A 14,343-nucleotide genomic window follows, 5' to 3' on the forward strand; every position below is an offset into this window, starting at 1 on the left:
CTGTAGTAGACTGGTAACGCAACGGCCCCGCCTGTAAGTCGTGTTCTGTGGTAGGAAAACGATCTTACCTGATCGGGGTCGTTGCCCTACTTTGAGGTGATCAAGCCGGCCTGAATAACGCTCTGTGGTAACCGCGCGCTGGCCACATCGTCCGGTGATGTGACGGTGACGATTCAGCCAGGCTGGCTGGTAAGTGGCAATGCTCCGTTCCGGGTCGAGCTGGCCCACATTGTGTGCGAACTCCTGGAATCAAGCTACCCGATTGGCGCAACGTTGGAGGCTCTCCGTCTCGACAGGACGAGTCCTCTGTAAATTGTTTTGACAACAAGTTTGTCGGCATTCCCAGGAATCTGCCCTGTCAACCGGTGTGCTGGTGTGGCGGCCCACTTCGGTGGTCTTTCCCGGGGCGCACCATGCTCGATACGGAGGGACTTTCACGCCGCACCGTCCTGCCGGCGGTGCCCGATCACGTCGCGGCCGGAAAGGACAACACGGCCGGATGACTCCGCGGGCTTCCACCACACCACCTGGCGCCGTGTAGCGGCCGCCCTTGGGCCGGTGGGTCACCCGCAGCTCGCCCAACACCGCCGCGTGGACCGGCCGGAACACGGGAGAAGGAACGGTCCGCTGTTAACGGTCGGGAATCAGGCGGTCACCCGACGGGTTCACCATTGTCGACCACGTGCCGCAACGTCGCGGTACCACAGCCGGAACGTGAACACCACAACCGCGTACGTGATGGTGGTTGCTGCGATACGGCGGGGAAAGTGCCACGCTCGTCGGCGTGCAGCTCACGATCCTCGGCTGTTCCGGCAGCCTGCCCGGACCGAACGCACCGTCCTCCGGCTACCTCGTCGAGGCTGACGGGTTCGCGCTCGTCGTCGATTTCGGTAACGGCGTGCTGGCCGCTCTGCAAGTTATCCGTGATCCCTTCGACGTCGGCGCATTGCTGCTCTCTCACCTCCACCCCGACCACTGCGCCGACGTCAGCGCGCTCACCGTGCTCCGTCGCTACCACCCCGAGCCGCCGCACGATCCCCGGCTGCATCGGCTGCCGGTGCACGCCCCGGCCGAGGCGCCCACCCGGCTGGCCGCCGCGTACGCGCCGAGCGAGCACGAACGGCTGGAGACCGACCTGGGCGACGTCTTCGACTTCCATACCCTGCGTCCCGGCACCGTTCGGATCGGCCCGTTCGAGGTGACGTCGGCGCACGTGGCACATCCCTGTGAGGCCTTCGGCTTCCGCATCGCGCACCAGGGCCGGACTCTCGTATACACGGGCGACTCCGGCGTCTGCTCGGCACTGGACACCCTGGCCGAGGGTGCGGACCTGCTGCTCGCCGAGGCCTCCTGGACACACGCCGACAACCGGCCGCCAGACCTGCACCTGTCCGGCCGGGAAGCCGGCGAACTGGCGCGGCGCGCGCGGGTGCGCCGGCTGCTGGTGACCCATGTGCCACCTTGGACGGACCGCACCGCTGTCCTGGCCGAGGCCAAGGCGGCCTTCGACGGCGACGTGGCGCTCGCCGAGCAGCAGGCCAGCTACCGGATCGGCGGGTGACCAGCGATCGGTGAACGACCCTGTTCCGCCGTGACGGCGGGCCACGTCGCGTTCCGCCCGACCCTTAGGCTTGCCCCCGTGGTAAGGAGCGATGGCAGGAACGACGAGGCCCTCCGCGAGGTTCGGATCACGCGAGGCGTCCAGCGGTGGCCGGCCGGCTCGGTGCTGGTGGAGTTCGGTCAGACCCGGGTGCTGTGCGCGGCGAGTGTCCTCGAGGGTGTACCGAAGTGGCGGACCGGCTCGGGACTGGGCTGGGTGACCGCGGAGTACGCGATGCTGCCCTCCGCCACCCACACCCGCAGCGACCGCGAGTCGGTCAAGGGCCGCATCGGCGGCCGCACCCACGAGATCAGCCGCCTGGTCGGACGGTCGCTGCGCGCCTGCATCGACCTGGCCGCCCTGGGCGAGAACACCATCGTGATCGACTGCGACGTGATCCAGGCCGACGGCGGCACCCGTACCGCCGCGGTGACCGGCGGCTACGTCGCGCTCGCCGACGCGGTGACCTGGCTGCGGGCCGCCGGCCGGCTGGCCGACCCGCAGCCGCTGTCCTGCGCGGTGTCCGCGGTCAGCGTCGGCGTGGTGGACGGCCGGGTCCGCCTCGACCTGGCCTACGAGGAGGACTCCCGGGCCGAAGTGGACATGAACGTGGTGGCCACCGATGTCGGCACACTGATCGAGATCCAGGGCACCGGCGAGGGCGCCACGTTCGCACGGTCCACTCTGGACCGCATGCTGGACCTGGCCTTCTCCGGGTGCGCCGAACTGTGCCGGCTGCAGGCCGAGGCGCTGGCCCAGCCATACCCGGGTGAGCTGCCCGAGCCGCCCGCGAAGGGCGGCAGGTCGAAGACGCGGGCGGGGAAGTCGTGACCAAGGTCCTGCTGGCCAGCCGCAACGCCAAGAAACTGGACGAACTCCGCCGCATCCTGGTGACCGAACGGGTGCCCGGTATCGAGGTGATCGGGCTGGACGAGGTGCCGCCGTTCCCGGAGGCTCCGGAGACCGGGGCGACGTTCGAGGAGAACGCGCTCGCCAAGGCACGGGACGCCGCGTCGGCCACCGGTCTGCCCGCGGTGGCCGACGACTCCGGACTGGTCGTAGACGCGATGCACGGAATGCCCGGTGTGCTCTCCGCGCGGTGGGCCGGCCGGCACGGCGACGACCAGGCCAACCTCGAGCTGGTGCTCGGCCAGCTCACCGACGTGCCGGACGAGCGCAGGGGCGCCGCGTTCGTCTGCGCCGCGGCGCTGGTGCGGCCGGACGGCTCGGAGACCGTGGTGCGCGGTGAGTGGCGCGGCAGCCTCGCCCGGGCGCCTCGGGGGCGCAACGGGTTCGGCTACGACCCGATCTTCGTGCCGTACGGCGAGACGCGTACCTCGGCGGAGCTGGACCCGGCCGAGAAGGATGCGGTGTCCCACCGGGCACGGGCGCTGCGCCTGCTGGTGCCGCACCTGGGCGCGCTCGCCTCCGCCTGACGGGCGAACGCACGCTCGCCCCTGACGGCATAGGCGTGCTCGCATCCGGCTGGCCGCGAACGCGGTCGCTACACGCCGAGTTCGCCGCGCAGCTTGGCGACGTGCCCGGTAGCGCGCACGTTGTACATCGCGCGGTCGATCTTGCCGTCCGGACTCACCACGAACGTCGACCGGATGACGCCGGTGACGACGCGGCCGTAGTTCTTCTTCTCCCCGAAGGCACCCCACTCCGCCATCACCGTCCGATCGCGGTCGGAGAGCAGCGGGAACGTCAGGCCCTCGGCATCGCGGAACTTCGCGAGCTTCTCCGGGGTGTCCGGGGAGATGCCCAGCACCACGAACCCGGCGTCGGCGAGTTCGCCGAGGTTGTCCCGGAAGTCGCAGGCCTGCTTGGTACAACCCGGTGTGCCGGCGGCGGGGTAGAAGTAGACGATGACCGAGCGGCCGCGGAAGTCCGAAAGGGACACCTGGTTGCCCTCGCTGTCCGGCAGCGTGAACGCGGGCGCGGGGTCACCGGGGGAGAGGCGCTTCTGCTCGGTCATCCGTTGCTCCTTCGGGATCGCACGACGTCGACGCTAGCGCGCACCCCCGACAGCGTCGCACCAACCCCGCGGCCGGCCCCGCTCAGGCCGCCCCGACGTAGACCGCGGCGGCCCGTGGCGAGGACGCGTCGGGTTGCACGATCAACTGGATCGGCACCCGCTCGGCCGGCATGGCGAACCCGAGCGTCAGCTTGACGGTCTTGCCGGGCGGGATGTCCGGTCGCACCCCGCTGACTCCGTCCAACCCCTGGGCGGCGTCGCTGATCTCCTGGACCGGCTGACCGCCGCTGGTCGCCTGGACCACCATCTGCGACGGCTTGTACGGGTCGGTGGTGTCGTTGTCGATGACCACCTCGAACACCGCCGCGCGGGGCGACCGCGGGGACGCCACGTCACTCGGCTGCAGCGACTTGGGCGGCGAGATGGTGATCGCCAGGCCGTTGGTCCAGGTGCGCTGCACGCCGAACGCGGTCGGTCCGTCGGTCGCGGGCACCTGACCGCCGCGCATGGCGCCCGCTCGCGCGCCGTCCGGCTGCGACACCGTGCCCGGACCGCCGCAACCCACGGCGACGACGGCGGCCAGGCACGCGGCGGCCAGCCCAACGATCTTCACGACCCAGATCCCTTCCCGGCGAGGGTGACGACCGGCGCAGGTGGACAGGTCCACGATGCGGGGTGAATCGATCCCGTGTCGCCCGAACAGCCCTTGTCGAGTCAGACCTGGTGCATCCCCGTGCTCAAGCCGTGATCGGACCCCGGTGGCGGGGACCTGTCCCGCCACCGGGGCGCCGGCCTGTCGAGTCACGTCCCGACCGGCTCGCGCCGGTCGGGAGGGGCTGAGCGCGTCGGGGGGCTTGCGCGCTCATCATCCACATCGCGCTCGGTGGTCCCATTGCTACACCCGATGACAGACTCCACTCTGTTGGAGCAACGTCGCGTTCACGCACACGGGCGGTGGGTGTGCCGCCGGCTACCCGCACTGGACCGCAAAGTGCCTGATCAACAGCTTGGTGTCGGGCGATGTGCGGACGTCGCGCACTCCCGGCAAGGCGCGAACGGGTGAGATAGGACGGCCCAGAACGGGTGACGACGATCGTCGGTTGTGCCACCCTCAATGGGCCCAACCCTCATGCGGCGACCGTCACTCTCGAGCCGCCCGTATGGCCGCCCGGCGGCCGGCCGGTGATGCCGTAGACCATCCGCGCGCACACCGAAACGGCATGATCGGCGAAGCGCTCGTAGTAGCGCCCGAGGAGCGAGGCGTCCACCGCGGCGCGCACCCCGTGCCGCCATTCCTGTCCGGCGATGCGGCGCAGCAGCTCCCGGTGCCGCTCGTCGACGTCGTCGTCCAGCGTGTCCGCCGACCGGGCCAGCACCAGGTCCCCGGTCCGGATCACCTGGCCGGCGACCTCGGCCACGGCCACCGCGCTCCGGTGCAGCTCGGTCACCAGGGGGCGCAGCTCCTCGGGCAGCACCGGGGCCGGATGCCGCAGCCGCACGAGTTCGGCCACGTGCCGGGCCAGGTCGCCCATGCGCTCCAGGTCCTCGGCGGCGAGCGCGGTGGTCAGCACGGTGCGCAGCTCCGTGGCGACCGGGGCCTGCAGCGCGATCAGCGCGTAGGCGTGGTGCTCGCAGCCCGTCCTGGCCCGGTCGATCCGGGGGTCGCCGCCGATCACCCGCTCGGACCGCGCCAGGTCGACATCCAGCAGCGCGGTGGTGGCGTCCTCCATCGCCCCGCGGGCCATGTCGGACATGTCCGCGAGCTCGCCGACCAGCACGTCGAGTTGCCGGTGGTAGGCCTCGCGCACCACTCCAGGGTAGGCCCGCGAGGCCCGTTCGAACCGCCGCCTGGCCCAGGAGCGATCGGCCGAACGGAGCAACAGGCGTCCGGTTGACGGCGGTTCGCCGGGCGAGCAGAATGACACGTCATTCCGTGAGCCGAAGGTTCGGAAGGAGAGTCGCATGACCGCGCCCGACGCCGCGGATCTCAAGCGCGACCAGATCCTGGCCGCCGCGAGCAGGGTGATCGCCGAGCGGGGCTACCACGCGACGAACATCGCCGACATCGCGCGGGAACTCGGCGCCGGCCACGGCACCTTCTACCGCTATTTCAAGAACAAGCACGACATCGCCGTGCAGGCGGTGGACCGCGCGATGCGGCGCATCGCGGAGGCGCTGGCCGACGAGCCGCCGGAGGTGGCCACCAGCCTCGACGAGTACCGCGCGCAGGTCACCCGCATCGCCCACCGGCTGTTCGACCTGGTCATCGCGGAACCCGTGGTGGCGCGACTGTTCTTCTTCGAGGCCGCGGCGATCAACCGGGAGCGGGCCGAGCGGTTCCACGCGGCGCTCGACGACCTGGGCTCGTTCACCGCCGCCTACATCCGCAACGGGCAGCGCAGGGGCTTCCTGCGCGCCGAGGTGGACCCGGAGGTGATCGGGCTGGCACTGAACGGGGTGATCCTGGCCGGCGCCGCGCGGATGCTCCGGGTGTCCGATCCCGCCGCCGAGCGGGACCGCTGGGTGGACTCCGTGCTGACCCTGATGTTTCACGGGCTGGCATCGTGATCTTCTTTTTTGCCCGCTGACGGAATGACATGTCATTCCACTAGGAGGTAGCCATGGTCCAGGTGGACGTGTTCTGGTCGTACGGCATCGGGTCCGGCTTCGCCCTCGCCGCGGCCCGCCAACTACAGGCGCGCCGGCCAGCGGGCACGCCGGCCGCCAGGGGGCTGGACGCGAGTGCGTTCTGGACGAACCCCTACCTGCTCGCCGGCACGCTCTACCTGGCGCTGCTCTTCGCGCCGAGCGGCATCTGGCTGCTGTGGGGATTCCCGGACTGGGAGACCATGCAGGTGGCCAGGGACCACTCGGCGCTGCCCGCATGGCTGGTGGCCGGCTTCGCGGTGACCAACATCAGCCAGGGCGTGCTCGGGTTCTGGGTCACCGAGCGGCTGGTCCTGCGTGGCCGGCGCTACACCGCGTTCCTCAACATGGTGCTGGGTTACTTCGGGATGTTCTTCATCCTGGTCCACGGCTGGGACGGGCGCGGCTACCAGCGGTTCTTCTCCGCCAGCCGAGCCGTGTTCGGCGCATGGCCGGCCACGCCCACGGCCGGGGACGCGCTGACCCGCGCCGGTACCTGGCTGACCTCACCGGTGGCGCTGACCCTCGCCGGCATGGCCGTGGTCATCGTGCCCGCGCTACTGGTCCCGATGGTGTCCTGGCTGCGCTCCGGACGCCCGGCCGGTGACCGCGTGCCGGGACCCGTCGCGCTCACCGGCGGCATCCTGGCCGCGATCTTCGGCCTGGGCCTGGGTGGCGCGATCGTGGCGAGCATCCTGGTGCACGTCCTCGGCTGGTGGCTCGGTGCCGTCGCCGCCGTGGTCGCCGCCTGGATTCTGCTCCGCCCCGGCTGGCCGGGTCACCGGTTGTATCGCGTCCTGGGCCTCCGCCCACCGGACCGCATCACCGTCTCGACGGCCTGACGCCGGCATGCCGGGAACCCGGCAGCCGCGGGCTGTCATGAGGATGTTGGGCGTCGACGGCGACCACGCGGCCCCGCTCGTAGATCGCCCGGCGCACGGTCCCTGCGGCGAACGATCAAGTCGTGAGCCATGGCTCACACCGCCGGCATCTGTGGCGGCCAGCCGGGTTTCGCCAGCGATGGAGCGGTCTGCGGTCAGCTACCGCACAGTGCGGAGGCCGCCGCGTGCCGGCCAACTCCTGGCGCGCCGACCCGCGGGTACGCCGGCCGCCAGGAGCTGCTGCGAGGCGTCTGGACTACCTGCTCGCCGGCACGCTCCGCCCAGCGTCGTTCAGCCGACCAGCGGGTTCCGGATCCGCAGGGAGGGGCCGAACCGGCCGAAGTCGCGGTCGGCCGACCACAACTCGCGCACGCCGTGCGCGGCGCACAATGCCGCGATGCATGCGTCATGCACCATGGGACCGGCCACCTTGCCGCTGCTGAGAAGGTCTTTCAGTTGGTCCCAGTAGCCGGACGGCTCGGCGAGCAGGGACAGCGTCGGTGCGCCGAGCCAGGCCTCCAACTGCGCGATGGCCTGCTCACGGCTGCTCGGCGGGTCGTAGATCTTCGGATGTGTCGCGATCGCGAAGAACTCGTGCAGGCATGGCCACGGAATCGCCCACGCTGATCGTCCCTCGGCGAGTTCCTTGACCAGGCTGACAGCGCGGGAATGGAACTCGGAGTCACGTCGATGCGCGTACACGAGGATGTTGGTGTCGACGGCGATCACGAGGGCTGCTCGTAGATCGCGTCACGGAACTGCTCCCACCGGGCCCCGCGGAATTCCGGCTGGAGGCCGCGGCCGTCAACGCTCGCGTCCTCGAGGACGAAGTGCGACTCGGCGGTGCGCTGCCTGACCACGGTGCGCAGGCCCGTCTCGATCAGTTCTCGTAGCGTTGTGTGCTCACGGCGTGCGAGCTCCTGCGCCTCCCGCAGCAGCTCGTCCGGCAGGTTCACCGTGGTCTTCATATGGCTGACTGTACCAGTCGAGCCATACAGCCATATCCCGCGGCTTATCCGCGATGAGCGCTGCGACCAGGGGCAAGTCACATGCACAGCTATGCCGTGCACTCAACGACTCTCCAGGCGCCGGCCGGGCCAGCGGTCTGGCCAGCGAACAACGCCGGGGCGGCACCTCGGTCAGCCAACCGTGGGCCGCGATCTCCACGACTCGCCGACACACGTCTGATCGAGCAGCGTGAGATAAGCGTCGAGTTGGGCCGCGCCGGCGAGCAGGTTGCGGCTGCGCGTGGCCAGCCGGTCCTGCCAGGAGCCGAGGAAGGCGCTCAACGCGTCCGCCCCGCCAGCTTCGCGCAGCGACTCGATGAACCGCGCGACCTGGCGAAGCAGGTACCCGCCGCGACGCAACTGCCGCGCGATCTCGGCGTCGCGCACGCAGTCGGGTCCGTATTCGCGGTAACCGGTTGCCGGGTTCCGTTCGGGGCGCAGGATGCCTTCGGTTTCCCAGCTACGCAGCGTCCCCGGGTGCACGCCGAGTCGACGGGCGAGTTCGCCGACGGTCAGCGGTCGGCCCTGGACAGGGATCGGCATCGTGGTGGAAAGGCTACCCAGGGATGTCGCGACCTCGGTGCGGGTGTCGCGTTCGGCGAGCAGCGCGACGTGTGCGGCGTCGATGAGCCGGTAGGCGGACTCGGTGTCGCCCTGGTTGGTCGCGCGCATGATCTCCATCGCCTGCTGGTGCCCGTGGCCGCGGCGCAGCGCGAGGAAGGCGCGTAGGGCCTGTGCGTGCAGGGGCGTGTAGCGCCGGTAGCCGGTCTCGCTGCGCTCGGTCGGCGGGAGGATGCCGGCGTCCTCGTAGTTGCGGATCGCCTGTGCGGACAACCCGTGTTCCCGGGCGAGGTCGATGGGTCGCAGCGTGCACCTCCGATTGAGGCTTGAATCTCATGAGCGCAGGTAGACGTCGCGGAAGTTTCACTCGAATGTTCAACGATACGGTCGAGGGCAGGTCCTTCCGAAAAGGGGTGTTCATGTCCACTGCCGCAGCATTGCGTGCCATCGGCCGCCAACTCGACGACCCGGCCAGCCTGGGCCGTGCCCTCGACGAGCTGCTCGCCGCGCGGACCGAACCGCCGGCCCTGCTCGCCCTCGGCGAACCGACCCACGGGATCGAGGCGTTCCCGTTGCTGCGCAACGAAATCCTCGGCCACCTCGTCGAACGGGGGTACCGGTCGATCGTGCTGGAGACCGATGTCTTCGCCGCGTCCGTTGTCGACGACTACGTGGCCGGGGGGACGGCGGATGTCGACACGGTGCTCGCGACCGGCTTCAGCCACCGGTTCGGCGCCGTGCCGGGCAACCGCGAACTCGTCGAATGGCTCCGCGCGCACAACGCCAGCCGCACGCCCCAGGACCGGGTTCGCTGCTACGGCTTCGACGCGCCGGTGGAGTACTCCGGTGTGCCGAGCCCGCGACGCTTCCTGTCCTCGGTCAACGACTACCTGCCCGCCGCGCTGTGCCCCGAGTCAGCCCGCGACCTCGACGCGCTGCTCGGCGAGGACGCGGACTGGACGAACCCGGCGGCCATGTTCGACCCGGCGGCGTCCATCGGCGACTCCGACCGCGCTCGCGCCCTGCGTATCGTCGCCGACGACCTCGCCAGCGCGCTGCGCCGCGCGGCACCCGGCCTGCGCCCCGCCGACCCGACCGGCTACGACCACGCCCTCGCGCACGCGCGCACCGCCCAGGGTCTGCTGCGCTTTCACGCGGCCATGGCAAGTCCCGCGCCCGATCGCATCGCGACCCTGCTCAGCCTGCGCGCCGAGATGATGGCCGAGAACCTGCTCGCGATCGTTGCCCAGGAGCAGCGACACGGGCCGAGCCTGGTGTTCGCGCACAACGCGCACCTCCAGCCTGCGCAGTCCCGCATGCCGGTCGGCGAGGACGAGGTGAGCTGGGGGAGCGCTGGCGCGCTCGTCGCGCTCACCCTCGGCGAGCGCTACGTGTTCGTGGCAACGGACGCCAACCCACACAGCGACCCGGACACCCTTCAGGGCGTGTTGGCCGCGGCGACCACCCGCCGCGCCCTGTTCCCGGCACAGGCCCTGCGCGCCGCGCTTACCCCGTCGATCGGCACGGGCGAACCGATCGTGCCCGGCCACATCCCGCTCAACCCGGCGGACCTGGACGGCGCCGACGCAGTCATCTTCGTCGCCGACACCGACGGGAAGCGGCATCAGTACTGGTAGCGGCACATTCGGCCGACCAGGCGCAGGCCCCGCGCGAGCTGGCAGGCGATGATCCTCTACCGGCCCAGGACGTTGACGACACGTATGGCTGACGCCTGTCCCAAACCCAGCGGGCTCGGATTGTGAAACATTGTGGGCCTAACGCTCCACAACCCGAACACCCTCATCGTGGAGGGGCCGGAGATCCCGATCAAGCCTGTGGGCACACGTCGCGTGGGCTCGGGTGACGGTGCGCAGTGAACCCAGAGGAACTCATCACCGGGTTGAGCGCCGCTCAGACCGATGGGCTCGTCTGTGTGATCTGCGGGCTCGACTACCTTCGCTCTCCCGGTTCCGCGTCCGTGCCGGTCGGCCGGTCGGTGACTGGTTCGCAAGTGTTCGCCTGCGTCGGCCGCTGCGTCGAGGCCGCTCCCACTATCAGCCGTCGCGTGGGCGGTGGTCGCCGATGACGACCGTCGACCCGAACGCCCAGCCACCGCGGCGGGATCGAGCGCTGTGGGTGCAGTGCACCTGTACCGCGCTGGTCGCGCTCGGCGCGGCGTACGCCTCCTACCGGCACGGGCGGGAGTTTGCCCTGCGGTTCGGCGCGGATGCCACCACCGCGACGATCTGGCCCCTGGTGGTGGACGGGCTGCTGACGATGGCGACTGTCGAGTTGTGGAAGAACGGACACGGCCGCCGTGGTGGCGGCCAGTGGAAGGCATGGCTTGCCTTCCTGTTCGGGGTGTCGCTGTCGCTGTGCGCCAATATCGCCGCCGCGCCCGAGCTGAGCGTGTTCGCCGTCGCGGTCGCGGCGTGTCCACCGCTGGCGCTACTGCTGGCCGTCGAGTTGCTCAACCGCGCCCTAAAGCGGCACCGCGCCGAGACCGCCAGCGAGACTGGAAACGAGACGACCGAGACCGGCGAGACGGGCAACGAGACAGTGCCGGTGGCCTGTCTCGCGGTGGTCTCGGAGAACTCCCGTCCGCCCGCGGAGCCGACCGCCGAGCAGAAGATGTGGGCGTACTACCAGACCGAGCGCGCCAAGGGACGCCGGCCGACCGGCGCCGAGCTGGACCGTGTCTTCACCACCAACAACTACGGCCGGCGGGTCCTGCGGCGCTGGGAGAAGGCCGGGCGGATACCCACCAAGCGCACGGGCGCTCCGTCGTGGTCGATGGCCCCAAACAACGGCCGGCTCGTAGCCGACGCGTAATGAGCTGCCAGATGCTGACGGCAGCGCCCCGTCCGCCGCGCTTGCCGAGCAACCGGATCTCCAGTCGCGGTATATAGATCCGGAGACCGAACAGCGGCCGGATCGCATCGGGAAGGTGCTGCCGGCCAGCCGTGCAGGGCTGGAGGGTTGGCCGCAGTCTCGCGGGATCAGGCCATGACGCATTCGCGGGGTGGCCCCCTTGGGTTGAGAGACAGCCACGACACGATGCAAGCGAGCGTGCTGGCACGCAGGACGCCAGCCCCCCTCGAGCGGGCCTGTGGGACGCGGATCGCCGATCTCGCTTTGGCGGATCCGCCCGGCTCAGGACTGGCCGACGCGCACGAAGAGCCTTTTCGTCAGGACGCTCGCCGCCCTAGCACGGTGCGTGCCCGCCCTTGCCGCGTTCGTTGCGGCGGTGGGGGTCTGTCCGTCTCCAGACCGTTGGGGGTCGAGGCGACGGTGTTCAGGTCCGCCACCGACCCGTCGCCCCGGGGATTGCTCCATCAGCGTGAACATCACGCTGATACGGAACGCCGTGGGGACGTATTTGCTCGAACCCGTCACGGACGTGATCGTCGGCGATACGGTGAGCGCCGAGACCACCACGGCAAGGAACGAGGGAGACGACCATGCGTGCGGGGGGGCACGGCGAGCCGTCGGCAGGTGCCGGCGGTACTGGACGTCGATGAGTGGGACCGCCTGCCGGACCAGGTGTACGTGTTGGCACGATCACCCCTGCTCGGCGACGCAGAGCTGATGGTGGAGCTGCGCGCGACCACGTCCGGCCAGCTCGCATTAATGGCCTACTCGTCACTGGCGGCGCTAGGCCAGGCGTGCGGCACAGGCCAGTCCTGGATCAAGGTGCGCTCCGCCGAGCTGCCGGAGATCCGCCGCCGGGTGGGCTTCCAGGTGATCGCTTTCGACCTGGCCTTGCCGCCGGATCTGCGCCACCCGGAGCTGGACGCCGTCGTCGATGTTCCCGACCTGGACGAGATCCGCTTCGACACCGGCGAGCCGGGGGTGGTGTACATCCCGTCGCGTCCGTACCGGCCCGGTGATGCGGACGTGGCGGTGGAGTTACACCGGGCACCGGACGGGCGGCTGGCGCTGCTGGCCTATCCCTCGGCGCAACAGCTCCACGCGGGGTGTGGGCCGCACCAGCCGTGGGTGGCGCTGCCGGCCGAGGAGATCGAGCGCGTGGCAGCGGAGTCCGGCGCACAGACGGTACTGATCAACGCCGTCCTGGCCGAGGAGACCCGGCACAAGGGGCCGGCGGGCCAGCGGTAGGGCACACGTACCGGGAGAGGAGACATCGTGGTCGGCGGAGGCTACAGCTACGACCCAGCGCGATTGACCGACATTGCGGGCAAGCTGCGCGATGGTGCCAAGGCGTTGGCGGACACGGCCCGTTCCGCGCCGCCGTCGCCGGACGCGGGCACGTCCTCGGCGGTTGTGGGCGAGGCGCTCAAGGCCCTGGTGCGGGCGGGGGCGACCGCTGTGGCGCGGATGGATGACGTCGCGGGCAAGGTCCACGCCTCGCAGGGCAGCTACGACACCGTGGAGAACACCAACACCGGGGTGCTGGGCCCGAAGTAGGGCGGCGGGGACACGACCCGGCCGGGTTATTCGAAGATCGAGGGGGGAAGAGGAAAGACATGCCGGCGTTGGAGACCGACGTCAAGGGAAGCCCCGGCACATGCCAGGAAACCGCCGACTGGCTGCGCACGTTCGCGCAGGGTGCGCGCACCGCCGCCGACGCGGTGCACGCCGCCCGTGCCGAATCCGACGCGGCCTGGGAGGGCCCGGCGGGCAACGCCTTCCGGGGCTCCGTCAGTGGGATGGACGGCGACCTGGACCGCCTGCACGACAAGGCGCTGGCAACCGGTCGGGCGCTGGAGGAGTTCTCCTACGCGCTGGACCGGGTGGCCTCGCAGATGGCACATGCCCGCGAGGTGGCCCAGGGCGGCGGTCTCGAGGTCAGCGGCACGGTCATCCTGCCGCCGAAGCCGCCGGGGCCGCCGCCGTTGGGGACGTCGATCTGCACCCAGTCCGACCCGGCGGGTGCTCAGGTGACGATGAACCAGCAGTCGGCCGAGGCGCAGGCGCACCAGCGGGCGGTGGACGAGTACAACGCCAGGGTCCGCGTGTTCAATGACGCCAAGCACGTCGTGGAGGACGCCCGCAAGGCCGAGACGGATGCGCACGCGGCGCTGGAACGGGCGATGAAGGAATCCGGCGAAGGGGCTTCCGCCCTCAAGGAGATCGGCACCACCGTCGCCTCCCGCGTCTTGGACGCGGTCAAGGGCACCCACGAGCAGGCCACGGAGTTGCTCAACAAGTCGGATGAGTTCTCCAACGCCGCTCAGACCTATCAGAAGTTCGCCACGGGCAATGTAGCCATCCTCACACCCCAAGAGGTTCAACTCCTCGAACGCCTCGGCAAAGAATCCGACCAACTCGCCCAGATCAATTCCGCGAAGGCGGGCCAACTGGAGCAGTGGATCAAAGCTATACCGGAGGATGTCCGCAAGGCCATCGCCAAGAACCCCAGCACGTTAATTACAGACAGTTCAATGTATCTGAAGTACGCCAAGCCATACCTGAAAGGGATGCCGTATGCAGGCAGCGCCTTGACGATCCTCAGCGAAGGTTTTGATGTCGCCAACGGCGAGAAGTCCGTCGGTAGCCCTGACTTTTCATGTGGGTTGGTTGTGGTGCGGCGTGCCGGAACGCAGAAAGTGCTCCTGACCTGGGAGGATGCGGGTGTCTGACGTCCGTATCGCAACCAAGGTGAGGAGCACTTTCGAGGTGCAGGCTACTGGGTGGTCGCGGGGTTTG

Annotated in this window: 16 protein-coding genes; 10 read left to right on the forward strand and 6 right to left on the reverse strand. The window is 69.9% G+C overall.

Features of this window, described 5'->3' with window-relative positions; all coding sequences use genetic code 11:
* Window positions 1-784 precede the first annotated feature (784 nt).
* The 3 genes from FFT21_RS27225 (at window position 785) to rdgB (ending at window position 3,036) form a co-directional block, all read left to right on the forward strand.
* The gene (locus FFT21_RS27225; RefSeq protein WP_137816782.1) at window positions 785-1,561 is read left to right on the forward strand and encodes an MBL fold metallo-hydrolase; all 777 of its coding nucleotides are present in this window, start codon (window positions 785-787) and stop codon (window positions 1,559-1,561) included.
* Between the two features lie 78 nt (window positions 1,562-1,639).
* The gene (gene rph / locus FFT21_RS27230) at window positions 1,640-2,431 is read left to right on the forward strand and encodes a ribonuclease PH (RefSeq protein ID WP_137816783.1); all 792 of its coding nucleotides are present in this window, start codon (window positions 1,640-1,642) and stop codon (window positions 2,429-2,431) included.
* The gene (rdgB, locus tag FFT21_RS27235) at window positions 2,428-3,036 is read left to right on the forward strand and encodes an RdgB/HAM1 family non-canonical purine NTP pyrophosphatase (protein WP_137816784.1); all 609 of its coding nucleotides are present in this window, start codon (window positions 2,428-2,430) and stop codon (window positions 3,034-3,036) included. Before rph ends, rdgB begins: the two co-directional genes overlap by 4 nt.
* Before the next feature lie 68 nt (window positions 3,037-3,104).
* Here rdgB and bcp read toward each other — a convergent pair whose 3' ends face one another.
* The 3 genes from bcp to phoU all read right to left on the reverse strand — a co-directional run bounded on the left by bcp (window position 3,105) and on the right by phoU (window position 5,386).
* Complete coding sequence (bcp, locus tag FFT21_RS27240; protein WP_137816785.1) at window positions 3,105-3,578, reverse strand: thioredoxin-dependent thiol peroxidase; 474 nt, start codon at window positions 3,576-3,578, stop codon at window positions 3,105-3,107.
* An 82-nt stretch (window positions 3,579-3,660) separates the two neighbouring features.
* The gene (locus FFT21_RS27245; RefSeq protein WP_137816786.1) at window positions 3,661-4,191 is read right to left on the reverse strand and encodes a hypothetical protein; all 531 of its coding nucleotides are present in this window, start codon (window positions 4,189-4,191) and stop codon (window positions 3,661-3,663) included.
* Window positions 4,192-4,705: 514 nt separating this feature from the next.
* On the reverse strand, window positions 4,706-5,386 hold the full coding sequence (gene phoU, locus FFT21_RS27250) for a phosphate signaling complex protein PhoU (RefSeq protein WP_137816787.1): 681 nt from the start codon (window positions 5,384-5,386) through the stop codon (window positions 4,706-4,708).
* A gap of 154 nt (window positions 5,387-5,540) precedes the next feature.
* On the opposite strand from phoU, the gene FFT21_RS27255 reads away from it, so the two are divergent.
* Together FFT21_RS27255 and FFT21_RS27260 are read left to right on the forward strand one after the other, a co-directional pair.
* A complete protein-coding gene (locus tag FFT21_RS27255) occupies window positions 5,541-6,146 on the forward strand; it encodes a TetR/AcrR family transcriptional regulator (RefSeq protein ID WP_137816788.1) in 606 nt (201 codons plus the stop codon).
* Window positions 6,147-6,199: 53 nt separating this feature from the next.
* On the forward strand, window positions 6,200-7,066 hold the full coding sequence (locus FFT21_RS27260; RefSeq protein ID WP_137816789.1) for a hypothetical protein: 867 nt from the start codon (window positions 6,200-6,202) through the stop codon (window positions 7,064-7,066).
* A 330-nt stretch (window positions 7,067-7,396) separates the two neighbouring features.
* On the opposite strand, the gene FFT21_RS27265 is transcribed toward FFT21_RS27260, so the two are convergent.
* From FFT21_RS27265 to FFT21_RS27275, 3 genes are all read right to left on the reverse strand, one after another.
* Window positions 7,397-7,834, reverse strand: a complete 438-nt coding sequence (locus tag FFT21_RS27265) for a type II toxin-antitoxin system VapC family toxin (RefSeq protein ID WP_137816790.1) — start codon at window positions 7,832-7,834, stop codon at window positions 7,397-7,399.
* Window positions 7,831-8,073, reverse strand: coding sequence for a type II toxin-antitoxin system VapB family antitoxin (locus tag FFT21_RS27270; protein ID WP_137816791.1), 243 nt, complete (start codon window positions 8,071-8,073; stop codon window positions 7,831-7,833). Before FFT21_RS27270 ends, FFT21_RS27265 begins: the two co-directional genes overlap by 4 nt.
* Before the next feature lie 171 nt (window positions 8,074-8,244).
* Complete coding sequence (locus FFT21_RS27275) at window positions 8,245-8,979, reverse strand: MerR family transcriptional regulator (protein ID WP_137816792.1); 735 nt, start codon at window positions 8,977-8,979, stop codon at window positions 8,245-8,247.
* Between the two features lie 113 nt (window positions 8,980-9,092).
* On the opposite strand from FFT21_RS27275, the gene FFT21_RS27280 reads away from it, so the two are divergent.
* From FFT21_RS27280 to FFT21_RS27305, 5 genes are all read left to right on the forward strand, one after another.
* Window positions 9,093-10,310, forward strand: coding sequence for an erythromycin esterase family protein (locus tag FFT21_RS27280; RefSeq protein WP_137816793.1), 1,218 nt, complete (start codon window positions 9,093-9,095; stop codon window positions 10,308-10,310).
* A 445-nt stretch (window positions 10,311-10,755) separates the two neighbouring features.
* Complete coding sequence (locus FFT21_RS27290) at window positions 10,756-11,505, forward strand: DUF2637 domain-containing protein (RefSeq protein WP_137816795.1); 750 nt, start codon at window positions 10,756-10,758, stop codon at window positions 11,503-11,505.
* Between the two features lie 633 nt (window positions 11,506-12,138).
* On the forward strand, window positions 12,139-12,792 hold the full coding sequence (locus FFT21_RS27295) for an SAV_915 family protein (protein WP_137816796.1): 654 nt from the start codon (window positions 12,139-12,141) through the stop codon (window positions 12,790-12,792).
* Window positions 12,793-12,819: 27 nt separating this feature from the next.
* Window positions 12,820-13,101, forward strand: a complete 282-nt coding sequence (locus tag FFT21_RS27300) for a hypothetical protein (protein WP_137816797.1) — start codon at window positions 12,820-12,822, stop codon at window positions 13,099-13,101.
* Window positions 13,102-13,160: 59 nt separating this feature from the next.
* The gene (locus FFT21_RS27305; protein ID WP_137816798.1) at window positions 13,161-14,276 is read left to right on the forward strand and encodes a hypothetical protein; all 1,116 of its coding nucleotides are present in this window, start codon (window positions 13,161-13,163) and stop codon (window positions 14,274-14,276) included.
* The last annotated feature ends 67 nt before the right edge of the window (window positions 14,277-14,343 follow it).

This window comes from Gandjariella thermophila (assembly GCF_005405885.1).
Taxonomy (GTDB): Bacteria; Actinomycetota; Actinomycetes; order Mycobacteriales; family Pseudonocardiaceae; genus Gandjariella; species Gandjariella thermophila.